General features: G+C 71.3%; 25 protein-coding genes. 16 read left to right on the forward strand and 9 right to left on the reverse strand.

What is annotated here, in order from left to right; genetic code table 11:
- Window positions 1-54: 54 nt before the first annotated feature.
- The 3 genes from OG289_RS31080 to sucD all read left to right on the forward strand — a co-directional run bounded on the left by OG289_RS31080 (window position 55) and on the right by sucD (window position 4,257).
- The gene (locus OG289_RS31080; protein ID WP_327317347.1) at window positions 55-1,740 is read left to right on the forward strand and encodes a hypothetical protein; all 1,686 of its coding nucleotides are present in this window, start codon (window positions 55-57) and stop codon (window positions 1,738-1,740) included.
- Between the two features lie 429 nt (window positions 1,741-2,169).
- Window positions 2,170-3,348, forward strand: a complete 1,179-nt coding sequence (gene sucC, locus OG289_RS31085) for an ADP-forming succinate--CoA ligase subunit beta (RefSeq protein WP_327317348.1) — start codon at window positions 2,170-2,172, stop codon at window positions 3,346-3,348.
- A 21-nt stretch (window positions 3,349-3,369) separates the two neighbouring features.
- Complete coding sequence (gene sucD / locus OG289_RS31090) at window positions 3,370-4,257, forward strand: succinate--CoA ligase subunit alpha (protein WP_327317349.1); 888 nt, start codon at window positions 3,370-3,372, stop codon at window positions 4,255-4,257.
- A 109-nt stretch (window positions 4,258-4,366) separates the two neighbouring features.
- Here the strand turns inward: sucD and OG289_RS31095 are convergent, their stop codons facing one another.
- Window positions 4,367-5,413 (reverse strand): RNA polymerase sigma factor, encoded by a 1,047-nt coding sequence (locus OG289_RS31095; protein WP_327317350.1) that lies wholly within the window; start codon window positions 5,411-5,413, stop codon window positions 4,367-4,369.
- A 96-nt stretch (window positions 5,414-5,509) separates the two neighbouring features.
- Here OG289_RS31095 and OG289_RS31100 point away from each other — a divergent pair, with 96 nt between their 5' ends.
- A complete protein-coding gene (locus tag OG289_RS31100) occupies window positions 5,510-7,204 on the forward strand; it encodes a cell division protein PerM (RefSeq protein WP_327317351.1) in 1,695 nt (564 codons plus the stop codon).
- A 105-nt stretch (window positions 7,205-7,309) separates the two neighbouring features.
- On the opposite strand, the gene OG289_RS31105 is transcribed toward OG289_RS31100, so the two are convergent.
- Complete coding sequence (locus tag OG289_RS31105; protein ID WP_327317352.1) at window positions 7,310-8,062, reverse strand: hypothetical protein; 753 nt, start codon at window positions 8,060-8,062, stop codon at window positions 7,310-7,312.
- A 313-nt stretch (window positions 8,063-8,375) separates the two neighbouring features.
- Here OG289_RS31105 and purN point away from each other — a divergent pair, with 313 nt between their 5' ends.
- The gene (gene purN / locus OG289_RS31110; RefSeq protein ID WP_327317353.1) at window positions 8,376-9,005 is read left to right on the forward strand and encodes a phosphoribosylglycinamide formyltransferase; all 630 of its coding nucleotides are present in this window, start codon (window positions 8,376-8,378) and stop codon (window positions 9,003-9,005) included.
- Window positions 9,002-10,585 carry a bifunctional phosphoribosylaminoimidazolecarboxamide formyltransferase/IMP cyclohydrolase gene (purH, locus tag OG289_RS31115; RefSeq protein WP_327317355.1) on the forward strand — a complete coding sequence of 528 codons (1,584 nt, stop codon included), beginning with the start codon at window positions 9,002-9,004 and terminating at the stop codon, window positions 10,583-10,585. Before purN ends, purH begins: the two co-directional genes overlap by 4 nt.
- Window positions 10,586-10,643: 58 nt before the next feature.
- Here purH and OG289_RS31120 read toward each other — a convergent pair whose 3' ends face one another.
- Together OG289_RS31120 and OG289_RS31125 are read right to left on the reverse strand one after the other, a co-directional pair.
- Window positions 10,644-11,567 carry a hypothetical protein gene (locus OG289_RS31120; RefSeq protein ID WP_327317356.1) on the reverse strand — a complete coding sequence of 308 codons (924 nt, stop codon included), beginning with the start codon at window positions 11,565-11,567 and terminating at the stop codon, window positions 10,644-10,646.
- Between the two features lie 4 nt (window positions 11,568-11,571).
- Window positions 11,572-11,955 (reverse strand): peptidase inhibitor family I36 protein, encoded by a 384-nt coding sequence (locus OG289_RS31125; RefSeq protein WP_327317357.1) that lies wholly within the window; start codon window positions 11,953-11,955, stop codon window positions 11,572-11,574.
- A gap of 157 nt (window positions 11,956-12,112) precedes the next feature.
- On the opposite strand from OG289_RS31125, the gene OG289_RS31130 reads away from it, so the two are divergent.
- The gene (locus OG289_RS31130) at window positions 12,113-12,490 is read left to right on the forward strand and encodes a peptidase inhibitor family I36 protein (RefSeq protein WP_327317358.1); all 378 of its coding nucleotides are present in this window, start codon (window positions 12,113-12,115) and stop codon (window positions 12,488-12,490) included.
- Between the two features lie 198 nt (window positions 12,491-12,688).
- Entirely contained in the window at window positions 12,689-13,912 is a 1,224-nt protein-coding gene (locus tag OG289_RS31135; protein WP_327317359.1) for an RNA-guided endonuclease InsQ/TnpB family protein, read from the forward strand.
- Window positions 13,913-13,968: 56 nt separating this feature from the next.
- Here OG289_RS31135 and OG289_RS31140 read toward each other — a convergent pair whose 3' ends face one another.
- Together OG289_RS31140 and OG289_RS31145 are read right to left on the reverse strand one after the other, a co-directional pair.
- Entirely contained in the window at window positions 13,969-14,346 is a 378-nt protein-coding gene (locus tag OG289_RS31140) for an ATP-binding protein (protein WP_327317360.1), read from the reverse strand.
- Window positions 14,343-14,567: a hypothetical protein gene (locus OG289_RS31145; protein ID WP_327317361.1), complete on the reverse strand. Its 225-nt coding sequence runs from the start codon at window positions 14,565-14,567 to the stop codon at window positions 14,343-14,345. Before OG289_RS31145 ends, OG289_RS31140 begins: the two co-directional genes overlap by 4 nt.
- A gap of 146 nt (window positions 14,568-14,713) precedes the next feature.
- On the opposite strand from OG289_RS31145, the gene OG289_RS31150 reads away from it, so the two are divergent.
- The gene (locus OG289_RS31150; protein WP_327317362.1) at window positions 14,714-15,538 is read left to right on the forward strand and encodes a helix-turn-helix domain-containing protein; all 825 of its coding nucleotides are present in this window, start codon (window positions 14,714-14,716) and stop codon (window positions 15,536-15,538) included.
- Window positions 15,516-15,719, forward strand: coding sequence for a DUF397 domain-containing protein (locus OG289_RS31155; RefSeq protein WP_327317363.1), 204 nt, complete (start codon window positions 15,516-15,518; stop codon window positions 15,717-15,719). The genes OG289_RS31150 and OG289_RS31155 overlap by 23 nt, the downstream gene beginning before the upstream one ends.
- Before the next feature lie 3 nt (window positions 15,720-15,722).
- On the opposite strand, the gene OG289_RS31160 is transcribed toward OG289_RS31155, so the two are convergent.
- The 3 genes from OG289_RS31160 to OG289_RS31170 form a co-directional block, all read right to left on the reverse strand.
- Complete coding sequence (locus tag OG289_RS31160; protein WP_327317364.1) at window positions 15,723-17,144, reverse strand: serine/threonine-protein kinase; 1,422 nt, start codon at window positions 17,142-17,144, stop codon at window positions 15,723-15,725.
- Window positions 17,141-17,917, reverse strand: a complete 777-nt coding sequence (locus OG289_RS31165) for an FHA domain-containing protein (protein ID WP_327317365.1) — start codon at window positions 17,915-17,917, stop codon at window positions 17,141-17,143. Before OG289_RS31165 ends, OG289_RS31160 begins: the two co-directional genes overlap by 4 nt.
- Window positions 17,918-18,208: 291 nt before the next feature.
- Window positions 18,209-18,811: a hypothetical protein gene (locus tag OG289_RS31170; protein ID WP_327317366.1), complete on the reverse strand. Its 603-nt coding sequence runs from the start codon at window positions 18,809-18,811 to the stop codon at window positions 18,209-18,211.
- 294 nt (window positions 18,812-19,105) lie between these two features.
- Between OG289_RS31170 and OG289_RS31175 the strand changes: the two genes are divergently transcribed.
- The 6 genes from OG289_RS31175 to OG289_RS31200 all read left to right on the forward strand — a co-directional run bounded on the left by OG289_RS31175 (window position 19,106) and on the right by OG289_RS31200 (window position 24,314).
- The gene (locus OG289_RS31175; RefSeq protein WP_327317367.1) at window positions 19,106-19,960 is read left to right on the forward strand and encodes a bifunctional methylenetetrahydrofolate dehydrogenase/methenyltetrahydrofolate cyclohydrolase; all 855 of its coding nucleotides are present in this window, start codon (window positions 19,106-19,108) and stop codon (window positions 19,958-19,960) included.
- 25 nt (window positions 19,961-19,985) lie between these two features.
- Window positions 19,986-20,432, forward strand: a complete 447-nt coding sequence (locus OG289_RS31180; RefSeq protein ID WP_327320854.1) for a DUF3017 domain-containing protein — start codon at window positions 19,986-19,988, stop codon at window positions 20,430-20,432.
- A 247-nt stretch (window positions 20,433-20,679) separates the two neighbouring features.
- The gene (locus OG289_RS31185; protein WP_327317368.1) at window positions 20,680-21,135 is read left to right on the forward strand and encodes a helix-turn-helix domain-containing protein; all 456 of its coding nucleotides are present in this window, start codon (window positions 20,680-20,682) and stop codon (window positions 21,133-21,135) included.
- Window positions 21,136-21,243: 108 nt separating this feature from the next.
- Window positions 21,244-22,551, forward strand: coding sequence for a helix-turn-helix domain-containing protein (locus OG289_RS31190; RefSeq protein WP_327317370.1), 1,308 nt, complete (start codon window positions 21,244-21,246; stop codon window positions 22,549-22,551).
- Window positions 22,552-22,892: 341 nt separating this feature from the next.
- Entirely contained in the window at window positions 22,893-23,882 is a 990-nt protein-coding gene (locus tag OG289_RS31195) for a malate dehydrogenase (protein WP_327317371.1), read from the forward strand.
- A 54-nt stretch (window positions 23,883-23,936) separates the two neighbouring features.
- On the forward strand, window positions 23,937-24,314 hold the full coding sequence (locus tag OG289_RS31200; protein ID WP_327320855.1) for a mycothiol transferase: 378 nt from the start codon (window positions 23,937-23,939) through the stop codon (window positions 24,312-24,314).
- Window positions 24,315-24,320: the final 6 nt, after the last annotated feature.

Here is a 24,320-nt window from a genome sequence, read left to right on the forward strand (position 1 = left end):
GCAGGTCTGCCCACCCGCCCGAAGTCTCGGAACCCCTAAGGATCTGACGCACGCATGAACAAGAACATCCGCCGTTCCATCGTCATAGCCGCCGGCGTCACCGGCGCGTGGGCCCTCGGTTCCGCCGCCGCCAGTGCCGACGAACTGCCCGCCGCCTCCGTGTCCACGCCGGACGCCACGCCCACCGACGCGACCGAGCTGACCGACGTGACCGAGGTGACCGACGTGACCGAGGTGACCGACGTGACCGGCTCCCTCACGGACACCGTCACCGACACGCTCGGCACGGCCACCGACACCGGCGACGCTGCAGCCTCCGTCTCCGTCTCCGTCGCCGACACCACCGCCTCGAAGGCGGCCAAGGTGAAGGGCGCCGCCGCCAAGGTCATCCAGGGCGCCAAGGCCGCCCGCGCGGAGAAGGCCGCGCAGCAGGCCGCCGCCAAGGTCACCGGCACCGCAGCCCCCGTGGCGCAGGCCCCGAAGCTCCAGCCGAACAGCCACGACGGTCAGGACGACCGCGGCTCCGTCGACTTCCTCTTCGGTCCTCTCTCCGCCTTCGCCCCCGAGCTGGAGCGGGCCACCGTCTCCGGCGTCCCGAGCCATGCCGCGCACGCGGTCGCGCCGCCCGTGGCGGCCGCCGCCGCGGACGGGGTGCTTCCGGTCGCCGGCCAGGCGGTCTCGGGTGTGGTGCCGGTCGCCCACGGGGCCGTGACCGGGGTCGTGCCCGTCGCAGGCGACGCGGTGGACGGGGTGCTCCCGGTCGCCGGGAGCACGGTCGCCGGCGTGCGCCCGGTGGCCACGCACGCGGTCGAGGGTGTGCGGCCGGTCGCCGTGAACGCCGTCGGCGGTGTGACGCCTCTCGCCACCGGCACGGTCGCCGGGGCCGCGCGGACCGCCGGTCACACCGTCGACACCGCGACCGCGACGGCGTACGGCGTCGTCGCCGACGTCCAGCCGGTCGCGGGCGGAGTCGTCCGGGGCGTCCAGCCCGTCGCCGGCGGTGTCGCGCGGGATGCGCGGCCGGTCGCCGAGGGGGCCGTCGCGGACGTGAAGCCCGTCGTCGGCGGGGTCCTCACGGACGTGCCCGCGTACGCGACGGGCGTGGTCGCCGACGTGCCTGCGTACGCGACCGGTGTCGTCGCCGACGTGTCCCCGTACGCCACGGGCGTCGCCGAGCGCGCCGTGCCCTACGCCACCGGTCTGGTCGGTCAGGTCGCCGCCGATGCCACGGGGGCCGTGCTGCCGCCCGTCGCGCACACCGTCGTGGACGGCGTGGTGCCGGTCGCCGGGCAGGCCGTCGTGGACGCGGGCGCGGTGGCGTCCGGCGTCGTGGGCGACGTCCGGCCGTTCGCGCACGGGGTCGCCGGGCAGGCGGGCGGCCTGGCGTACGGGGTCGTGGGCGAGGTTCCGCCCTTCGCGCACGGGGTCGCCGGTGCCGTACGGCCGGTCGTCGACACCGTCAGTGACACGGTCGGCGCGACCGTCCGGCCGGTTGCCGACAGCGGTACGACGTTGGCGTACGGCGTCGTCGGCGAGGCCGGGCCCTTCGGCCACGGGGTCACCGGCCAGGTCGGGACCTTCGCGCAGGACCTGGCCGGGACCGTCGAGGTCACCGGCGGCCCGCTGGCCGGACATGCCGTCACCGGCGTCCAGGGCGTCGCCGGGTCCGTAACCACGGGCACCACGGGCACCACGGGCTATGCGCAGAACGCGCACCACGGCAGCACGTTCAGCATCTGACCGAACGGCTTCGTGAGGCGGCAGGCCCCGGACGGCCGAAAGCCGTCGGCTCGTCCGGCCGAACCCTCATGGATGAGGTCGAGGGGTCCCCATTGGGGTGGGGACCGCCCGGCCAGAGCCCCCTAAGGGGCTGCTCAAGGGGCCTCACCGGGTCAACCCCAACCCGGTGAGGCCCTTCCCCGGTCTCTCCCGCATCCTCACCGGCGGCACGCCGTGCCAGTGAGGACGGCATCATGTGACAGGTATCACCGCTCAGGTGTGACCCTCGATTTAGGGGCCTCCTGCAAGCAGCGATAACCTGCGAGACGGACATGCCGCGCGCTCGGACACCGTGTGCGCCTCCCCTGTGACTAGCGGACGTCACGTTGCCCTTCGCGGCACGCCCACGCATCCAACGAACCGCGAGATCACTGATAGGGACGGAAGCGCGTGGACCTGTTCGAGTACCAGGCGAGGGACCTCTTCGCCAAGCACGATGTACCGGTGCTGGCCGGTGAAGTCATCGACACGCCTGAGGCGGCCCGCGCAGCCACCGAGCGTCTCGGTGGCAAGTCCGTCGTCAAGGCCCAGGTGAAGGTCGGCGGCCGTGGCAAGGCCGGTGGCGTGAAGCTCGCCGCCACCCCGGACGAGGCCGTTGCCCGCGCGACGGACATCCTCGGCATGGACATCAAGGGCCACACGGTCCACAAGGTGATGATCGCCGAGACGGCCCCGGAGATCCTGGAGGAGTACTACGTCTCCTTCCTCCTCGACCGTGCCAACCGCACCTTCCTCTCCATCGCGTCCGTCGAGGGCGGCGTGGAGATCGAGGAGGTGGCGGCCACCCGTCCGGAGGCCGTCGCCAAGACGCCGATCGACGCCAACGAGGGTGTGACCCCCGAGAAGGCCCGCGAGATCGTCGAGGCCGCGAACTTCCCGGCCGAGGTCGCCGACAAGGTCGCGAACGTCCTCGTCACCCTGTGGAAGACCTTCATCGAAGAGGACGCCCTCCTCGTCGAGGTCAACCCGCTGGCCAAGGTCGCCTCCGGTGACGTCATCGCCCTCGACGGCAAGGTCTCCCTGGACGAGAACGCCGAGTTCCGTCAGCCGGGACACGAGGAGTTCGTCGACCACGCGTCGGCCAACCCGCTCGAGGCCGCCGCGAAGGCGAAGAACCTCAACTACGTCAAGCTCGACGGCGAGGTCGGCATCATCGGCAACGGCGCGGGTCTCGTCATGAGCACCCTGGACGTCGTCGCGTACGCCGGTGAGAACCACGGTGGCGTGAAGCCCGCCAACTTCCTCGACATCGGCGGCGGCGCCTCCGCCGCCGTCATGGCGAACGGCCTGGAGATCATCCTCGGCGACCCGGACGTCAAGTCCGTCTTCGTCAACGTCTTCGGTGGCATCACCGCCTGCGACGAGGTCGCCAACGGCATCGTGCAGGCGCTGAAGCTCCTGGAGGACCGCGGCGAGGACGTCACCAAGCCGCTGGTCGTCCGGCTGGACGGCAACAACGCCGAGCTGGGTCGTCAGATCCTCTCCGACGCCAACCACCCGCTGGTCCAGCGCGTGGACACCATGGACGGCGCGGCCGACAAGGCCGCCGAGCTCGCGGCTGCGAAGTAAGGAAGAGGGACTCAGACAGCCATGGCTATCTTCCTCAACAAGGACTCCAAGGTCATCGTCCAGGGCATGACCGGTGCCACGGGCATGAAGCACACCAAGCTCATGCTGGCCGACGGCACGAACATCGTCGGTGGCGTGAACCCCCGCAAGGCGGGCACGTCCGTCGACATCGACGGCAACGAGATCCCGGTCTTCGGCACGGTCGCCGAGGCGATCGAGAAGACGGGCGCCAACGTGTCCGTCCTCTTCGTGCCGCCGGCGTTCGCCAAGGCCGCCGTCGTCGAGGCGATCGACGCGGAGATCCCCCTCGCCGTCGTCATCACCGAGGGCATCGCCGTCCACGACTCGGCCGCGTTCTACGCGTACGCCGGATCCAAGGGCAACAAGACCCGGATCATCGGCCCGAACTGCCCCGGTCTCATCACCCCGGGCCAGTCGAACGCCGGCATCATCCCGGGCGACATCACCAAGCCGGGCCGCATCGGCCTGGTCTCGAAGTCCGGCACGCTGACGTACCAGATGATGTACGAGCTGCGTGACATCGGCTTCTCGTCCGCCGTCGGCATCGGTGGCGACCCGATCATCGGTACGACGCACATCGACGCGCTCGCCGCGTTCGAGGCCGACCCCGACACCGACCTGATCGTGATGATCGGTGAGATCGGCGGCGACGCCGAGGAGCGGGCCGCGGCCTTCATCAAGGACAACGTGAAGAAGCCGGTCGTCGGCTACGTCGCGGGCTTCACCGCGCCCGAGGGCAAGACGATGGGCCACGCGGGCGCCATCGTCTCCGGCTCCTCCGGCACGGCTGCCGCCAAGAAGGAGGCCCTCGAGGCCGCCGGCGTCAAGGTCGGCAAGACGCCGACCGAGACGGCGAAGCTGGCGCGGGAGATTCTCTCCGCGGGCTGAGCGGCTTCCTGGCCGAGCGGCTTCTTGGCCGAGCGGCTTTTGGCTGAACGTCGGTGGGCCCGTCCCCTTGGTGGGGCGGGCCCACCGACGTTTCCACAGCCAGGCGGTATCACCTCGCCTGCGGGAGCAGCCTCTCCGGGCCGGGGGCCGTTTGCGCGCGCAGCTTCGCCCGGAGGTTCAGTTCTGCGTTCGAGAGGGGGCCAGGGGCCGCGCGTGGGGGGACGCCCTGCACCTTCTCGCCGGGGGGTACCGGGGGCTCGTACCGGGTGGGGGCCGTGCACACGGTCAGTGCGGTCGCGCCGATGATCGCGACCGTGAACGCGATCGCCGCCCTGGTCCAGAAGCAGGCCCGCCGTTCGCCGCCCACCCGCACGGTGGGCGGCTTGGCCGCGCGCAGCCGTCCGGCGGACGCCACCTCCGTGAGCCGGCGGTGCAGTTCGGCGGGGTTCGCCAGTTCGGGCAGCCGCGCGGCGATCGCCTCACGCGCGTGCAGCAGCCGGTTCGCGGCGGCGGGCGTGCTCGCCTCCGTCTCCGCCGCGGTCTCGGGCAGGTCGAGGCCCACGCCGTCGTAGAGGAGGAGTGTGCGGCGGTACGGCGCCGGGAGGGTGAGGAGGACGTCCAGCAGCGCGCGGTCGGACGCGTCGGGCGGGGGCGGTTCCGGGTGGCGGAAGCAGGGGCGGAACCGGTGCCAGGGGGAGAGTGCGTATTCGTACGCCGTCGCCCGCACCCAGCCCGCCGGGTCGCGGTCAACGGCCACCTCGGGCCAGCGCTGCCAGGCCAGTTGGAAGGCCCGCTCGACCGACTCGCGCGCGAGTTCGCGGCGGCCGCAGAGCAGGTAGGCCTGCCGTACGAGTGCGGGAGCGCAGAAGGCGTAGAGGGCGTCGAAGGCCTGAGCGGGTGTCAGGGGGGAGGGAGCGGAGGCGGACGTGGTGGCGGACGTGGTGGGGGACGCCGTCGGTGGGTGGGGTCGGGATCCCTTTGTCGGGCACACCGTCACCTGGGGCCGAGGCGCTGCCTCCTGGGTGTTCGTCACCTTGTCCGCCTTGGTCAGCGATACCGGCTGTTTCGCGTACGCCTCCCGCTTACGGCCGCGTGGAGACGTGCGGCCGGACTCCCCCGCGCGCACCGGGGGCGGAGTGGCAGGCCTCTGCGTCACAGGGTGCCCCTTCGCGCGAAAAAGTACATAAACGTATATTGAGCGACACGGCGGGAGTTCGCCCGTTACAACGGGAAAGTGCGTGTCGTTGGGAGCATGACGGTCGTGATCCAGACCCCCGCTCGCCGACTGTCGTTGTCGCCCCTGCTCACCAGGATGCGCGACCGATCTCCCGGACTCGCCGCCGGCTTCCTGGGCGGCGCCCTCGCGGCCGGGCTGGGGCTCGGCTCGTTCGCCGTGCTCGTGATGGTGCTGTGGATCAGCTCGCCGTATCCCGACAACGGGCCGGTGGGTGTGCTGCATGTCGCCGCCGCGCTGTGGCTGCTCGCCCATGGCGCGGAACTGGTGCGCGTCGACACGCTGTCCGGGGTGCCGGCGCCGGTCGGCGTCACTCCGCTGCTGCTGCTCGCGCTGCCCGTGTGGCTGGTGCGGCGCGCCGCGCGGGACGCGGTGGACGGGGGTGGCGGCAGCGGTGCGGGGCCCGGTCCGAGGCCGGGTGCGGGTGCGGTGCTCGTGACCGCCCGTACGGCGTGGGCGGGTGTCGTGGCCGGCTATCTCGCCGTCGGGTCGGGCGCCGCCTTCTACGCCGCCTCCGGTGGCGCCTTGCGGCCGTCCTGGGGATGGACGGCGGTGTGCGTGCCGGCGGTCGCCGTGCTGGCCGCCGGGGCGGGGGTGTGGTCGGCCTGCGGCCGTCCGCGCGGGCCGGTGGAGAGCGTGCTGTTCCTGCTGCCGCGCGGGGTGCGGCGGTTGCTCCTCCAGGCCGACGGGCGGGAACGGCTCGGGGTCGCCGGACGGGCGGCGGGGGCCGGGGCCGGGGTGCTCGTCGGGGGCGGGGCGTTGCTGGTGGCGGTGTCGTCGGTGTGGCACGCGGGTGCCGCCCGGGGGGCGTTTCTGCAGCTGACGGAGGGGTGGTCGGGGCGGTTCGCGGTGCTGTTGCTGTGCGTGTCGCTGGTGCCGAACGCGGCGGTGTGGGGGGCGGCGTACGCCCTCGGGCCGGGATGCGTCCTCGGCGCCGGGCATGTGGTGGCGCCGCTGTCCTCGGACCCGGCACCGTTGCTGCCGCCGTTTCCGCTGCTGGCTGCGGTGCCGGAGGCGGGAGGCGGGACGTGGTGGAACTGGGCGGCGGGGTTGGTGCCGGTGCTGGCCGGGGTGACGGTGGGGGTGTTCGTGGCTCGGGCGGAGGACGCGGGGGGTGTGGAGCGGGCGGGGAGTGGCGTCGGGGGTGGTTGGTCGCTGGGGAGGACCGCCCGGGTTGTCGTGCTGGCGGGGGTGGGGTGTGGGGTGCTGTTGGGAGGGCTTGCCGGGTTGTCCGGCGGGCCGTTGGGGGTGGCCGCGTTGGCTCGGTTCGGCCCGGTGTGGTGGCAGGTGGGGGGAGCGGTGGTGTTGTGGACCGTGGGAGTGGGGGTGCCGGTGGCTGTGGGGGTGCGGGGGTGGCGGGGGCGCCCGGAGTGGGGGGCGGTGCGGTGGCGCTGGGGCGCTTGGACGGGGTGGAAAGGGCGGAAGCTCTGGGGGCGGCGGGGAGTGGGGGAGGGGGGTGGTGTGGCGGTGGCGGTCGAGTCGGAGCTGTACGACTTCGCGCCGGTTGAGCCTGACGTGCCTGCCCCACCCGTCCCGCCTGTCGCACCCGTCCCGCCTGCCCCACCCGTCCCGCCTGTCGCACCCGTCCCGCCTGTTGAGCCTGTCCCGCCTGTCGGGTTGCCGGACCCGTTGTGGCATGGGGATGCGGTTCGGGATGCTCGGTGGGCGGGGTCGCGGGAGGCGGGGGAGGAGGGGCCGGAGGTGGGGCGGTGACCGTCCACGGATTCGCCCCCGCCGCCCCCACCCTTTCCCGACCCTGGGGCTGCGCCCCCAGACCCCCGCTGTCGGCCCGAAAGGGCCTCGTCCGAGAAAACCCCCTCAGGCGTTGCCCCCCAGGATGCCCTTGAGTTCCTTCGGGAGGAGGTCGCTGCATGACTGCTTCGCCTCGTTGGTGAGGGCGTCGTTCGTGCAGGTGTAGTAGTCGCTGTAGACCAGCTGCGCGGTGAAGGTCGCGGCGACCAGGGCCAGGGCCAGGGACGCGGTGACCAGGCCACTGATGGCGGCGGTGCGCTGGGGGCGGCCGGCGGTCTCGGGGGTGGCCGGGGTGTCGGGGTCGGGGGTGCGGGGCTTGGTGCGCAGGGCGCTGATGCCCCAGTTCAGGGCCAGGGCGCCGAGCAGCAGGGCCACGTACGGCCAGCCGAAGAGGGCGAAGAAGAAGGCCCACATGCCGCAGAGGAGTGCGTAGCGCGCGCGGCGCTGGGCTGGGTCCTTGGGGTCCCAGCGCTTGCCGGGGTCCGTGCCGGGGCCGCCACCCTCGGGGCCGCTGCCACCGCCGGGGCGCTCGCCGAAGCCGTCCCGTGAGCGGCCGGGCTGCTGGTCGCTCCACTGGCTGCCCCACGGTGAACGCCCGCCCTCGGGGGGGCCGCCCGCCGGGGGCCGGGGCTGCCACGGGCGGTCCGGGGCGCCCTCGGGCGGCGGGGCGAAGGGGTTGTCGTCCTCGGGGGGCGGGTTGTCGCCCGAGGGGGCTTCCGGGGGAGAGGCTGGGCGCTCCCGCAGCAGCACGGCGCCGCGCTCCCCTCCCTGCGGTGACTGCGGGGGGAGCGTGAGGAGTCGCAGACTGCGGTCCGGCATCAAGTGAGCGTCTTCCCCTAGGAGGTACGGCTGTCTGGCGTGAGCTGTCACTCGGGAAACGCACCGCACCACCACCGCGTTCCCGAGCCCGCTCGCCCCAGACGCTACCTTCCGGCCACGCCCCCGTCCCGTGGGGGCCGCCCGGTGTGCCGGTATCGTTGCTGACGGTCGGCTGCTTCGTAGGCTTCCCCGTATCCGGGGGCGCGATGCATTCGTATGAACGTACAAGTGGCGAACGTGCGAGTGGCAACGTGTGAGTGACGCGGTGCGGGCCGGCCGTACTCCCACGCCTCCCCGAGAAAGGGTCCCCACCGTGGCCGCCAAGCCCGTGGCCAAACGCCTCGTCGTGCTGGTCTCCGGATCCGGTACGAACCTACAGGCTCTCCTCGACGCCATCGCGGCCGTCGGCGTCGAGGCCTACGGCGCCGAGATCGTGGCCGTCGGGGCCGACCGGGACGGCATCGAAGGGCTTGCCCGTGCCGAGCGGGCCGGGATCCCCACCTTCGTCCGCCGGGTCAAGGACTTCGACACCCGGGAGGAGTGGGACGCCGCCCTCTCCGAGGCCGTGGCCGGTCACGAGCCCGACCTCGTCGTCTCCGCCGGGTTCATGAAGATCGTGGGGAAGGCGTTTCTTGCGCGGTTCGGGGGGCGGTTCGTCAACACGCACCCCGCTCTGCTGCCCAGTTTTCCCGGGGCCCACGGGGTGCGTGACGCGCTCGCGTACGGCGCCCGGGTCACCGGCTGCACCGTCCACTTCGTCGACGACGGTGTCGACACCGGACCGATCATCGCCCAGGGCGTGGTCGAGGTCCGGGACGAGGACGACGAGAGCGCTCTGCACGAGCGCATCAAGGAAGTCGAGCGAAGACTGCTCGTCGAGGTCGTGGGGCGGCTCGCCCGCAACGGCTATCGCATTGAGGGACGAAAGGTAGTTATCCAGTGACCGCCGACAGCACTGTCACGGCCGAGAGCAGCAAGCGGGGCATCCGTCGCGCGCTCGTCAGCGTCTACGACAAGACCGGTCTGGAAGAGCTCGCGCGCGGGCTGCACGAGGGCGGCGTCGAGCTCGTCTCCACCGGGTCCACCGCCTCCCGCATCGCCGCCGCCGGCGTCCCCGTCACCAAGGTCGAGGAGCTCACCGGCTTCCCCGAGTGTCTGGACGGCCGGGTCAAGACCCTGCACCCCAAGGTCCACGCCGGCATCCTCGCCGACCTGCGGCTCGACAGCCACCGGCAGCAGCTGGACGAGCTGGGCGTCGCGCCGTTCGACCTCGTCGTCGTCAATCTCTACCCCTTCCGGGAGACCGTCGCCTCGGGCGCCTCCGACGACGAGTGCGTCGAGCAGATCGACATCGGCGGGCCGTCCATGGTGCGCGCCGCCGCCAAGAACCACCCCTCGGTGGCCGTGGTCACCAGCCCGGCGCGGTACGGCGACGTCCTCGCGGCTGTCCGCGACGGCGGCTTCGACCTCGCCGCCCGCAAGCGGCTCGCCGCCGAGGCCTTCCAGCACACCGCCGCCTACGACGTGGCCGTCGCCTCCTGGTTCGCGTCCTCGTACGCGCCCGTGGACGAGTCGGGGTTCCCCGACTTCCTCGGCGCCACCTGGGAGCGCAAGAACACCCTCCGCTACGGCGAGAACCCGCACCAGCCCGCCGCGCTCTACGTCGACGGCAGCGGTGCCGGTCTCGCGCAGGCCGAGCAGCTGCACGGCAAGGAGATGTCGTACAACAACTACACCGACACGGACGCCGCGCACCGTGCCGCGTACGACCACGCCGAGCCGGCCGTCGCGATCATCAAGCACGCCAACCCGTGCGGGATCGCCGTCGGCGCGGACGTCGCGGAGGCGCACCGCAAGGCGCACGCGTGCGACCCGCTGTCGGCCTTCGGCGGCGTCATCGCCGTGAACCGGCCGGTCAGCAAGGAGATGGCGGAGCAGGTCGCGGAGATCTTCACCGAGGTCATCGTGGCGCCCGACTACGAGGAGGGGGCCCTCGAAGCCCTCACCAAGAAGAAGAACATCCGGGTGCTCAAGGCCCCGGCCGGTCCCGCCAACACCGTTGAGCTCAAGCCCGTCGGCGGCGGCGCGCTGCTCCAGGTCACCGACCGCCTCCAGGCCGACGGCGACGACCCGGTCAACTGGACCCTCGCGACCGGCGAGGCGCTGTCCGAGGCCGAGCTCGCCGAGCTCTCCTTCGCCTGGAAGGCCTGCCGGGCCGTGAAGTCCAACGCCATCCTGCTCGCCAAGGACGGCGCCTCGGTCGGCGTCGGCATGGGACAGGTCAACCGGGTCGACTCCTGCAAGCTCGCCGTGGAGCGGGCCGGCGAGGAGCGGGCGCGCGGCTCGTACGCCGCCTCGGACGCGTTCTTCCCCTTCCCGGACAACATCGACGTCCTGAGCGCGGCCGGCGTCAAGGCGATCGTGCAGCCCGGTGGTTCGATCCGCGACGAGCTGGTCGTCGAGGCCGCGCAGAAGGCGGGCGTGACGATGTACTTCACGGGGACGCGGCACTTCTTCCACTGAGCCGAGCCGCACTGTGACAGGGCCCGCCGGTCGCCGGCCGGCGGGCCTCGCCTCGTCGCTACCGGCGACTCTCGAAGTCCTGCGCCTCCGCGCGCTTCAGCGCGGCTTGCCGTGCCGCCCGGAAGTTCTTGAGCATGGACGTGCGGGCCTGGGGAAGCGCCTTCTCCACCTGTTTCTGAGCCCGGGTGATCTGCTCGGCGAGACCGGCCTCGGCCTGGCACGCGGCGTCCCGCACGGCGATCCTCAGCTCTTCCTTCCCGGCGGCGCGGACGGCGGCCGCGTCGGACTGGGCGGCGTCGAGCCGTCTATTCACTGCCTTGAGCGGGGCGTTGCGGACCTCATACGGGAACCCTTCCCCCCGCATGCACGCGGCCCATTTTTGTTCCGCCGCGTTCACAAGGGGATGTTCGAGCGTGTCCCGCACGATCGAGTTGCTGAGGCTCTGAGCGGTGTAGTAATTCCGCTCCCAGGAAGCGCCGTACAGGGTCCGGCGTGCGACAGACACACAAGCATCGGTCGGAACCGACACGGTTGGCCCGTCCTGCAGTTCGATTTCCTCGCGCGGCCCGTCAGGCGCCCCCTTGAGCGCTTCCTCCCATGCGCGGCGATCGCCCTCGGACAGCGTGGACATCCGCCGGCTGTTCGGGTCGGTGGTCACCTTTTTCAGCCGCTGTACGGTCAGGCCGTAGCCGTCCTGGGCCGCCTGGCCTTCTGTCAGCAGGCCATAGGGGCTTGCGGCCGCTTCCCGCTGAACGTCTCCCACGGGTACGACGGTGTAGTCGAACCCCCGACTCTTCATGCACGTCTGTACTTCTTGCTCTTCTGCGTGGTGCAGCGCGGCGGACTCGGCTGCTGTGAAGTGGAGTGCGCCACCCAGAGGCCGGGGATCGGGCTGGCTCTCCGCCGCGGCCTCGTGGCCGGATGCCGTGGAGCATCCGGCTACGAGGAGCGCTGCGGCGGCCAGCCACAGCAGTCTGCTCATGATGTCAGCTGCAGTTGATCCAGCGGTTGGACGCGAGGTCGTCGGCGTAGGTGCCGTCGTACCAGGTGTCCAGGTTGTAGACGGCGTTGCCGCGGTGGAGGACGAACGAGTTGCCCCCGTAGTTCTGCTCGTCGTAGATGCGGACGTCGCAGGAGTTGCCGTTGTTGTAGACCGACTCCGCGTTGTTGAACTTGTTGTACTGCTCCAGGTTGGTGTTGTCTCCGAACACCTCGCCGGGGTCCCCCGCGCCGCTGTCTCCCAGGTACGCGCACAGCGCGCCGGAGCTGCAGTCGCTCCACGCCGCGCTCGCCGGAGTGGCGGTGGCGGCAATGCCCAGCCCCGCGAGCGCAGCCGCACCGACCGCCGCCGCGATCTTCTTTCTGATCATGATGTCCTCCGCGTTGTGGGTGGCCGGCTTCCCTGTCGGAAGCCCCGGCCCATCACTCTGGGGACGGCGGACGGGGAGCGGTACCTGAACAGTTACAGGTTCCTTACGGCTGCCTTGCGCAACAGGGTGAGCGGATCGGCGACGGAAGGAGTCACACATGCTCAAGACTGCCCGCGCCACGGTGTCCACGGTTGTCGGCAGCGCGCTGTTGGCTTTGCTCGGAGTCGGCGCGAGCGGCGCGCCGGCCCACGCCGCCCCTAGTGACTGTTCGGCCGGTGCGTTCTGCGTCTACAGCCAGGACGGCTGGGCCGGGGAGCCCCGCGAGATTTACCGGGGTGGGCTACCGGACCCTGCGCAGTATCCGATCGAGAACGCCAAGTCGCTCTACAACCACAGTTCCTGTGATGTCGTCATCTTCAGCGAGGCGAACTACTCGGGCAGCTGGCTGGTGATCTCGCGTGGCACCGCCGTCGTCAGCATCCCGAGCACCTTTGGGCACACGATCCGTGCTCTCGAGTGGACCAACTGCTCCTGATGCCTGGGCCGCCGCCCAGCTACCGGGAATCATTCGCATTGCTCCGGCCTTCAGGCCGGGGGTGAAGCGAATCCTGCGGTCGCGACGCGGAGCGTCGCGGTGGCGTTCCGGCGGAGCCAGACCCTGCTTCGTGACGGTGACGGGTCGCTCACATGTTCCCGGTGACGACGTGGGTTCGACTTGCCTAGTGTGATCGTCATGCAGCTCCGGTACGCCTTCAGGTTGTACCCCGACGCCGCTCAGCAGACCGCGCTGGCCAGGGCATTCGGGTGCGCCCGTGTCGTGTTCAACGACGCGGTCCGCGCCCGTGAAGACGCCCGGAAGGCCGAGCAGCCGTTCCCGACGGCCGGGGAGCTGTCCACGCGCCTGATCACCGAGGCCAAGCGGACAGCCGAGCGGTCCTGGCTGGGCGAGGTCTCCGCGGTGGTGCTCCAGCAGTCCCTGCGGGACGCCGAGAGGGCGTACCGCAACTTCTTCGCCTCCCTCAAGGGCACCCGCAAGGGCCCCAGGACCGGCCCGCCCCGCTTCAAGTCCCGCAAGGGCGCCCGGCAGTCGATCCGGTTCACCGCCAACGCCCGCTGGAACATTACCGACAGCGGCCGTCTGAACCTGCCGAAGATTGGCGCAGTGCAGGTGCGGTGGTCCCGCACGCTGCCCACCACCCCCACCTCCGTCACCGTCATCAAGGACGCTGCCGGGCGGTACTTCGCCTCCTTCGTCATCGGCACCGACCCCACCGCCGACGCGACACGGATGCCCGAAACCGACCGCACCATCGGCATCGATCTTGGCCTCACCCATTTCGCGGTCCTCTCCGACGGCACGAAGATCGACTCCCCGCGCTTCCTTCGGCGCGCGGAGAAGAAGCTGAAGAAGGCGCAGCAGGAGCTGTGCCGCAAGCAGAAGGGATCAAAGAACCGCGCCAAGGCCCGCCTCAGGGTCGCCCGCGCCCACGCCAAGGTCACCGACGCACGCCGCGAGTTCCACCACCAGCTCTCCACGAAGCTGATCTCCGAGAACCAAGGGATCGCCGTGGAGGACCTGTCGGTGGCGGGACTGGCCCGCACCAGACTGGCCAAGTCGGTCCACGACGCCGGCTGGTCGGCGTTCGTGGCCATGCTGGAGTACAAAGCAGAGCGGTACGGCCGCACTGTGGTCAAGATCGGCCGGTTCGAGCCGACCTCCCAGACCTGCTCCACCTGCGGAGTCAAAGACGGACCCAAACCCCTGAACGTCCGGGAATGGACCTGTACCGCCTGCGGTACCGTCCATGACCGGGACACCAACGCCGCGATCAACGTGAAGACGGCCGCCGGACTGGCGGTATCGGCCTGCGGAGCGCCGGTAAGACCAGGAGCAATCCCGGCACGGCGCGAAGAAACAGGAAGCCACGGATTCCCGACCGAACCCCGTGCCGCGTAGCGGCACAGCAACGATCGAGAAGGCCGGAATCCTCGGGCTTCAGCCCGAGGTGCAAGTCAATGCTGTGAAACGTCCAGCTCACACCACACCGTCTTGCCGGCCGGTGTCAGCCATACGCCCCAGCGGCGGGTGATCGCGTCGAGCAGGAGCAGGCCCCGGCCGTTCTCGTCGTCCTCGGCGGGGCGGCGTGCGATCAGCCAGGTGTGCGCGTCGGGGTCGGTGACCTCCACGCGTGTGCGGCCGTCCGGGGAGCGGAACAGGCGGACGGTCACCGGGGTGCCCTCGCCGACGTGAGTGATCACGTTTGTCAGCAACTCGCTGACGCAGAGCTGGACTTCCGGGCAGGTTACGCCGCCCAGGTGCTCGCGCACTGCCTGGCGGGCCTCCGGGACCGCCTTCGGGAGCGCGAGCAGGTCGAGTACGAGGGGTTTCACCGGTCGGCCGCCTTGCGGAGGGCGGCGGTCAGGGCGCGGGCGGTGGCCGCGTTGCAGTTGCCGAGCACGACGAGCGGCGGCGTGGGGTGTGTGCTCGCGAAGGACGGCAGGTCGACGCCGAGCGAGGGCAGCGTGATGCCGTGCGCTTCGAGTGCGGCGCGGAGGTCTGCGACGCAGGCATCGGTGTCTGTGCCTGCGCCTGTGTCGGGGTGGGGGTGCATGGGGGACGCCTCCGTGTGCGTTCTGTGATGAATCGCTCACAGGCTGACATCGGGCGGCGTACCGTAAAAGAGGTTTCGGGTGCGCACGGCAACTTGGGAAACGGCGGTGGTGAGTTGTGCCCGCGAAGAAGGATCCTGACGCTTCGATGAGTGTTCCCTCCTTTTACGGCGCCGAGTTGCGCTACAAGAGGGAGCAAGCGGGGCTGACACTGGAGCAGTTGGCCGAGGGGAGCTTTCGGGGGATCTCGTTCCTCAGCCAGATCGAGCGCGGGGAGCGGGGCATGCCGATGGATCTGGCTCGGCATGTCGACCAACGGCTGGGGGCGGACGGGTTTTTCGAGCGGCGGTGTGAAGATGCGGCCAAGGCGCGGCGGGCTGGGCATCCGTTGTACTTCGCGGACGTGCCAGACCTGGAGAAGCTGGCGGAGACGCTGGAGGAGTGGGCGCCCAACGTCATCCCGGGGCTTCTTCAGACCGAGCCGTACATGCGGGTTCTCATGCGGTACGGGGAGCCGTTGGCGTCACCGGAGTTGGTCGAGGAGCGCGTTCGTGCCCGATTGGCGCGGGCGGAGCTGTGGAAACACGCAGACCGGCCCTCCTACTGGGGGATCCTGCGCGAGTCGCTCATCCGAAGCACGCCCATTGCGCCAGAGGCGATGGCGGAGCAACTGGAGCACATTCTCGAAGTGATCCAGTCCACGCAGGGTGTTGTGCAGATCATCCCGGAAACGGTCCCGTGGCACCCGCTCATGTATGGGATGGCAAAGATCATGACCTTTGCGGATGCTCCGCCCCTGGTGTGGTCTGAAGGAGACGTCGACGGGCGGATTGCCGACTATCCAGCCCTCGTGAAGGAGTACCAAAGGTCGTACGATCACCTCAGGGCCGTCGCGCTGTCGCCTGAGACGTCCCTGGCCTTGATTGAAGAAGCAGCGAGGAACTATAGAGATGCAGCGCAGCAACGGGAATGACCTGAGCTCCGTCGCCTGGCGAAAGAGCAGCTACAGCAACGCCCAGGGCGCCGACTGCGTCGAAGTCGCCGACAACATCCCCGGCATCATCCCCGTCCGCGACTCCAAGCACCCCCACGGCCCCGTCCTCCTCTTCCCCCCCGCTGCCTGGTCGGCGTTCCTCACCGGTGTGAAGGAGTAGATCTCAGTTCGTGGCCCCGTCCCCGCAGTGTGCGATGAGCTGGTGGGACAGGGGTGCGTACGTGCCCGCCAGGTTGCCCTGGGCGTGCTGGGACGTGCAGCCGGTGCGCATACGGGTGTTGGGGCGGGTGATGTCCAGGCCGACCGGGGTGTAGTCGCGGCCCCGGTAGTACGCCACTCCGCCCAGGCCCGTGGACTCGTCGCCGTTGTAGTAGATCGACCTCACCGGGCGGTCGGCGGTCCACATGCAGGTTTCCCTGCCCGACAGCCAGTCGGGGTCGCTCTCCTCCCACGCGCACATCTTGCCGTTGCCGTTCTGCTCGCTGAAGAAGCAGACGGAGGGGTACGGGCAGCGGTGATAGCCGTACGACGGCCCCTCGTCCCGCAGGGTCGCGTACGTGACCGTCCCGGCCGCGGCCAGGAGCGCCGCGGCGACGGCGGCCACCAGGGCGGGGCGGCGCCATCTGCGCGGGCGCAGCCGGGGCAGGCGGGCGGAGCGGGTGACGCCCGCCGCCTCCTCCACGCGGCGCAGGAGCGTGGCGGTGTCGTGGGCGAGCCGGTCCTGGTGGGTGCGGGACAGGCAGTCGGTGACGATCTGCCGCCAGGCGTCGGGGAGCCGGGGCGAGAGGCGCAGCTCCTCCGTGCCGCGGGCGTAGCGCATCGCCGCGTCGCTGCGGGCCTCGGTGGTGGCGCCCGGCAACGGGTACGTGCCGGTGAGTACCACGTGCGCCAGGACGCCGTAGGCCCAGACGTCGGCGGTGGGGCGGATGCGGGTGCCGCGTTCGCTGACCTCGGGCCACAGGAGTTCGGGCGGGGTGTAGTCGGGGGTGGCGAAGGCGGGGGAGTAGGCGTGGGTGCCTTCGAGTTCGGCGGCCGTGTTGAAGTCGGCCAGGCGCGCCGAACCGTCCTTCATCAGCAGGACGTTGCCCGGTTTGAGGTCGCCGTGGACCCAGCCGGCGTGGTGCAACTGGCGCAGGCCCTCACAGACCTGGGCGAGCAGCGCGGGGCCGGATCCGGGGGCCGGATCCTGGTCGAGTACGGCGTCCAGGGAGCCTTCGGCCCGCTCCAGGACGAGGACGGTGGCGCCGTCGAGTTCGGGGTGGTCCGGGTCTTCGACGGTGAGGGTCTCGTGCATGCGGATCAGCCGGGGCGCGCGCAGCCGCTGGAGCAACTCGACCTCGCGCTCGGCCAGTTCACGCAGGTGGTGGAGCTGGCGCGGGGTGCGGGTGCCGGTCGGCAGGAACTTCAGCGCCGCGGTCGACGGCAGTCCGGCGCCGGGCAGGGTGTTCCTGGCCGCGTACACGGTCGCGAAGGCGCCCGACGCGAGGGGCTCGCGCACCTCCCAGCGGCCGACCCGGTAGCCCTTCGGGACGGACACGGCGTAGGGCTTGTCGGGTCCGTAGGACTCGTGCGGGCGTCCCGTCATCGGACCGCTCCGCTCGTGGCCGGGGTGAGCACGACGAGGTCGTCCTCGCGGACGAGGTCGAACCGGAGCGCCAGGGAGACCAGCGACTCCTTCTTGCCTGTGAGGCGCCGGCCGGGCTCCGCCAGGCCCGGGTCGGGTCGCAGGCGCAGCTTGACCGCGAGGTAGTCGACGTTCCAGTACACGGCGGAGCGGCTGACCGTGGGCCAGACGGGCCGTAACCGGTCCACCAACTGCTCCACGGCGGGCGGCGGGGCGTGCGGCTCGCCGCGCAGGCGGGGTTCGCACAGGGCGGCCAGGACCGCGAAGTACCGCTTGGTGCGGTCGAGGGCGAACGCCGGGGCGGTGCGGTCCCCGGACAGCCCGTGGCGGGCGACGCTGCGGAAGACGTGGCACGGCGCCCAGACGTCGAAGGCGAGCAGGTCGCCGGCGGCGGGCAGGACGACGCGTGAGAACTCGAACGGCACGGGCGCCTCCTGCCGGCCCGGCGCCACCTTCACGTGTTCGCCCGCGCCCTCGGGGTTCTCCACCACGTAGGTCTGGTCCTCGCTGTGGTTGCTCAGCAGCCAGAAGGTGCGGTGCGCCGTGATCTCACCAGCGGCCCGGGGCACTCCCTCGTGTGCGATGACGAGGCCGCCGTCGGTCTCGGCCCTGCCGAATGCCAGGCGTTCGCCGGCGCCGAGTCTGATCTGTCCGCCTGTGCTGTTCTGCCCGTCTGTGCCGTTCTGTCCGCCCGTGCCGTAGCACGGTGGCGGCACGACGATGAGGCTGTACATGGAGTCGTCCCCCTCCTCCGACAGCGTGGGGACGCGCCCCCAGTCCGACCGAAGTGAGGGTAGGCGAGGTTTCGCACGGATCACGAGGCTTTCCCCGGCGTGGGCGGGTCGCGACGTGAGGCGGGCGGTCCGGCGTGTCGCCGGACCGCCCGCCCTTCGTTCGGTGGCTCAGGTCAGCCAGGTCGCGCATTCGCCGGCGGTCACCCAGCGGTGCGAGCGGATGTTGTCGTCCACGCGGGGACGGCCGCCGTTGGACCGGTGATCTCTCTGCCGCTGGTCTGTCCGCTGCCGTCAGTACCGCGGACGGTTGAACCAGGCCCCGCCGCTGATCATCGCGGAGAGGATGATGCCGCCGAAGGCGAGCGAGATGATGCCCCCGAAGGTGCCCGAACCGCCACCGCCCTGCACGATGTTGGCCAGGCTGCCCAGGATCATCAGCGAGGAGTAGACCATCGTGGTGATGCGGATGCCCCCGCGACCGGTCTTGAACTTGACGCCCAGGAAGATCGACAGGGCGCCCAGCGCCAGCATCAGCAGACCGACCCCGACGAGCACGCCGGTCGCGGTGCCTGTGTCGTCGCCGGAGCCGAAGCCGTTGGAGGCGTCCTGCATGAGGCCGCCCACGATGCCGATGAAGACACCTGCCAGGAGCTGGAGACCGGCGATGATGAACAGCAGCACCCGGGCGGTCTTGACCAGGCCGGGCATCTCCTGCGGGACGCCGTAGCCGTATCCCTGGACCGGCGGGGCCTGCGGGTAGCCGTAGCCGGGCTGGCCCTGGGGGGCGGTGGGGTAGCCGTATCCGGGCTGCTGAGGGGGCGGGGCCTGCGGCGGATAGCCGGGCGGCTGGCCCTGGGGCGGGCCGTAGGGGTTGTTCGGGTCGCCGAAACTCATGGCGGTCCTTCCTCCGTGTGCACTCGAGTGCGGGGACGACGGGCGGCCTGATTAGGAGGAAGGTCTACAGATGCGGTCGTCCCCCCGGTACTGCCCGCGGCACTGTGGCATCAATCGTTCTGCAATGGCCGGTTTGTTGTCCAGCCGCATTCCGTGGCATTCCCGAGGTGTTGTGCAAGTGCAACATCATCGATCACCTCCGCACAGGTCCGGACCCTGCCCAGGTCCCGTCCGGGCCCCGTACGGCGTCACCCGGATTGGAACCCGGGGCCAGTCATCCGGGAGGATGGGCCCATGACCGCCCAGATTCTCGATGGCAAGGCCACCGCAGCCGAGATCAAGTCCGATCTGACCGCCCGCGTGGCGGCGCTGAAGGAGAAGGGCGTGACGCCCGGCCTCGGCACGATCCTCGTCGGCACCGACCCCGGCAGCCAGAAGTACGTCGCCGGCAAGCACCGTGACTGCGCCGAGGTCGGCATCGCCTCCATCCAGCGCGAGCTGCCCGCCACGGCCACCCAGGAGGAGATCGAGGCGGCCGTCCGCGAGCTGAACGACGACCCCGCCTGCACCGGCTACATCGTCCAGCTGCCGCTGCCCAGGGGCATCGACGAGAACCGGATCCTGGAACTCATGGATCCGGCCAAGGACGCCGACGGCCTGCACCCGATGAACCTCGGTCGGCTGGTCCTCAATGAGCCCGCCCCGCTGCCCTGCACCCCCAACGGCGTGCTCACGCTGCTGCGCCGGTACGGCGTCGAGATCAAGGGCGCCGAGGTCGTGGTCGTCGGCCGCGGCGTCACCATCGGCCGCCCGATGCCGCTGCTGCTGACCCGGCGCAGCGAGAACGCGACGGTGACGCAGTGCCACACCGGCACCCGGGACCTCTCGGCGCACCTGAAGCGGGCGGACGTCATCGTCGCCGCCGCCGGTTCCGCCCACCTGGTCCGGGCCGAGGACGTCAAGCCGGGCGCGGCCGTCCTCGACGTCGGCGTCTCCCGCAACGCGGAGGGGAAGATCGTGGGCGACGTCCACCCGGACGTCCGCGAGGTGGCCGGCTGGATCTCCCCGAACCCCGGCGGCGTCGGCCCGATGACCCGTGCCCAGCTGCTCGTCAACGTGGTCGAGGCGGCGGAGCGCAGTGTCGCCTGAAGGCACCTCCGGCAAGGCCGAGGACATGGACGACATCGAGGTGCGCGACCCCGTCAGCGCCCCCGACGTCGACGGCGTGCCGCGCCGCACCACCCGCCGCTTCCCGAAGTTCACCCGGGACACCGCGCGTCCCGAGGGCGGCGGCCGGGCCGCACCGGGCGACGCGCTGGCCGCCCGGCAGTGGCCGATCATCGCCGTCCTGGGCATCGTCGCGCTCGGCCTGCTGCTGACCGCGCTCGACGTGTTCCGGATCGGCACCGTCCTGATCGGCGTCGGACTGCTGACCGGCGCGGTCCTGCGCTGGCTGCTGCCCGGCGTCGGCATGCTCGCCGTCCGCTCCCGCTTCACCGACATCGCGACCTACGGTGTGCTGGGCACCGCGATCGTCCTGCTGGCGCTGATGGCGCAGCCCGATCCGTGGCTCCAGATCCCGTTCCTGAAGGACACCCTGCACTTCACGGTCAGCAGCTGAACCCGGCGTACGTACCTCACGTACACACGTGTACGGCGGCCCGTCCCCATCCCCCGAGAAGGACGGGCCGCCGACGCGTTCCACGCTCCCCCACCGTGAACTGCCCGTTCAACAGCTGTCCGGACGCTGTGGCACGGAAGTGACCGTTCCGCCACGGAGTGCGCGCGCCGTCACGGCCGCCCGGCCGCGGGAACCGTCCGGCCGTCGCCCGTCGTCCCCTCAACGGATCGAAGGAGAGGTGGGCGGGATGGGCGCCTGGCAGCCGCTGCCGGACGGGCTGCCGTCGGAAGTCCGGCACTTCGTGGAACAGTTGCGGCAGCTCAAGGACGGTACGGGCCTCAGCCTGGCCGCGCTCGGCGCGCGCACCGCGTACAGCAAGTCCTCCTGGCAGCGCTATCTCAACGCCGTCCAGCCGCCGCCCCGGCAGGCCGTCGCCGCGCTGTGCAAGGTCGCGGGGCTGGCCGGTGCGGAGGCCGAACGCCATGTCGTGCGCTGGGAACTGGCGGTCGAGGCCTGGCCGCGGCCGGCGTCGGCGAACCCGGCCGAGGAGTACGAGGACGATCCGACGATCCCCTGGTGGGACCGTCTGGAGGAACCCGCCCCGCCCTCGCCGCGCCCCGCCGGACGCCTTCTGCTCTACGCGGTCCTGCTCCTGCTCGCCCTGCTGCTCACGGCCGTCGGGGGAGCGGTCGCCTTCGGCTGATGTGTGCTCGTCGTGTCGATACGTTGACAGTTCGGGGATGTGCCCCGAATCGTCTGTACATCGGGTCTAACGTGGCCGATGGGGGACTTGGCGGAGGGAGGGGGGTCGATGCCTCGGTGGAGGGCTCTGCCGGACGAACTCGACCCGCAGCTGCGGGAGTTCGCCGAGCAGTTGCGGCGGGTGGTGGACCGTGCGGGACTGAGTGTCGCGGCGGTGGCCGACCGCACGGGCTACAGCAAGACGTCCTGGGAGCGTTACCTCAACGGCCGGCTGCTCGCTCCCAAGGGTGCGATCGTCGCGCTGGCCGAGGTCACCGGCACGCCTCTGATCCATCTGACCACCATGTGGGAATTGGCCGAGCGTGCCTGGAGCCGCTCGGAGATGCGGCACGACCGGACCATGGAGGCCGTCCGGATCGCCCAGGCGCGGGCCGCGCTGGGGGAGTTCGGGCCGCCGCCCGGGGTGCGGGAGGGCGGCGAGGGGCGGGAGAGCGGTGAGGGGCGGGAAGAGGCCGAGGCGCGGGTCGCGGTGACCCCCGGCATCGCGGGCCCGGCCGGGGTGTCGCCGACGATGCCGTCGTCGCCGGTCCCGTCCGGCTCGCCCCGCTCGTCCGGCTCGCCCGGCTCATCCGGCTCATCCGGCTCGCCCGGCTCATCCGGCTCGTCCGGCTCGTCCGGCTCGCCCCGCTCGTCCGGCCCGTCCGGCTCGCCCGGCTCATCCGGCCCGTCCAGCCCGTCCGGCTCGCCCGGCTCATCCGGCCCGTCCAGCCCGTCCGGCTCGCCCCGCTCGTCCAGCCCGTCCGGCTCGTCCAGCCCGTCCGGCTCGCCCCGCTCGTCCGGCCCGTCCAGCCCGTCCAGCCCGTCCGGCTCGTCCGGCCCGTCCGGCCCGTCCGGCTCGTCCGGTGGCTCCGGGGCCCCGGGTGCCGGTCCGGGGCGGACGGCGCTGTTCCTCGCCGGGGTGGTGGGGGTGGTGATCGTTGTCGTGGGCGCGTTCCTCCTGACCGACGGCGGGGACGCGAAGCAGGCGGTGGGCACGGTCAAGTCGCCGTCTCCGTCGGTCAGTTCGGCCCCCGTCCTGCCCTCCGGGGTGCTGTGCAGCGGTTCCGGCTGCACGGGCCGGGACGCGGAGGAGATGGGGTGCAGCGGCGACCTCGTGGAGACGGCGAAGACCGCGACGGTCGGGACGGCCCTGGTCGAGGTCCGCTACAGCAGGACCTGTCAGGCGGCCTGGGGCCGGATCACGCAGGCCGCGCAGGGGGACGGGGTGCGGGTGACCGTCGGGCCGGTGCGGCAGACCGGCAGCATCACGGTGGCCGGCGACACCATCGCGTACACGCCGATGGTGGCGGTGAAGAAGGCGGAGGACGCGAAGGCGTGCGCGGTGCTGGCGTCCGGGCAGACGGGGTGCACGCCGTAGCGCGTGGCCGCCGGGAAGAAAAAGGCGGCGGCGAGAGGAATAGCCCCGTGCGTCCGGGGCACGCGAACCGTACCCCCACGGGAGTCCGGCGCGACCCGGTACCCCCACCACGGCGGCCGCTCGGTTCCTCCTCTCCCGGACCGGCGGCCGCCGCTTCCCGTGCCGCGCGTGTACAGCGAGGACCACTCTGTGGGACGGGCCACACAACCCCGGACGTCCGGGATCCCGGATGCGCGATAGCCTGACCGCTGGTCGGATCTCTTGATACCAAGAGATCGATCATTTGTACGTCCCACCCGGGGCAGGGACGCCCCACCGACAGCTGTCATACGGAGAACGCCATGACCCGCACTCCCGTGAACGTCACCGTCACCGGCGCGGCCGGCCAGATCGGTTACGCCCTGCTCTTCCGCATCGCCTCCGGCCAGCTGCTCGGCGCGGACGTGCCGGTCAGGCTGCGCCTGCTGGAGATCACCCCGGCGCTGAAGGCCGCCGAGGGCACGGCCATGGAGCTCGACGACTGCGCCTTCCCGCTCCTTTCGGGCATCGACATCACGGACGACCCGAACGTCGCCTTCGACGGCACCAACGTCGCCCTCCTCGTCGGCGCCCGCCCGCGCACCAAGGGCATGGAGCGCGGTGACCTCCTGGAGGCCAACGGCGGCATCTTCAAGCCGCAGGGCAAGGCCATCAACGACCACGCCGCGGACGACATCAAGGTCCTCGTCGTCGGCAACCCGGCCAACACCAACGCCCTGATCGCCCAGGCCGCCGCGCCCGACGTACCGGCCGAGCGCTTCACCGCGATGACCCGCCTGGACCACAACCGCGCGCTGACCCAGCTCGCGAAGAAGACGGGCTCGACGGTCGCCGACATCAAGCGTCTGACCATCTGGGGCAACCACTCCGCGACCCAGTACCCGGACATCTTCCACGCCACGATCGCCGGCAAGAACGCCGCCGAGACCGTGAACGACGAGAAGTGGCTGGCCGAGGACTTCATCCCGACCGTCGCCAAGCGTGGCGCGGCCATCATCGAGGCGCGCGGCGCCTCTTCGGCCGCCTCCGCCGCCAACGCCGCCATCGACCACGTCCACACCTGGGTCAACGGCACGGCGGACGGCGACTGGGCCTCCATGGGCATCCCGTCGGACGGCTCCTACGGCGTCCCGGAGGGCCTGATCTCGTCCTTCCCGGTCACCACCAAGGACGGCGTGTACGAGATCGTCCAGGGCCTGGACGTCAACGAGTTCTCCCGCGCCCGCATCGACGCGTCGGTGCAGGAGCTGGCGGAGGAGCGCGAGGCGGTCCGCGCCCTCGGCCTCATCTGATCCTGCGCAGCAACTCCCTGATCCCCGGGCGGCCCTCACTTCGGCCACCCGGGGATCTGTGCGTTCGGCTCAGCTGGATCGGCGCGAGGGGGCGGGGCCGTCAGCCGACCGGTTCCTTCGTCGGGCCGCCCGGCGCCTTCCCCGTCGTACGGGAGGAGCGGCCCGTGCCCCGGTAGTCGGCGCGAACAGGCCGAAAGAAGCCAGTCGTCATGCCGAGCGCGGTGGCGCGCAGGCGCGCGGAGCGGACGACGCGCGGGTCCAACAGCGGGGAGCGCAGGTGAAGGCGGCGATCAGGACGGCTCCGCCGTGGACGAGCGCCTCCTGCGCCGCATACCCGTCGACCTGATCGAGGAGTACGTCCGTCACGTCGGCCACGCCGATCTGATCCGCGAGTCGATCGACGGCCGGGTGGGGGAGGACCCGCTCGGCTGAACGATC

The organism is Streptomyces sp. NBC_01235 (genome assembly GCF_035989285.1).
GTDB lineage: Bacteria > Actinomycetota > Actinomycetes > Streptomycetales > Streptomycetaceae > Streptomyces.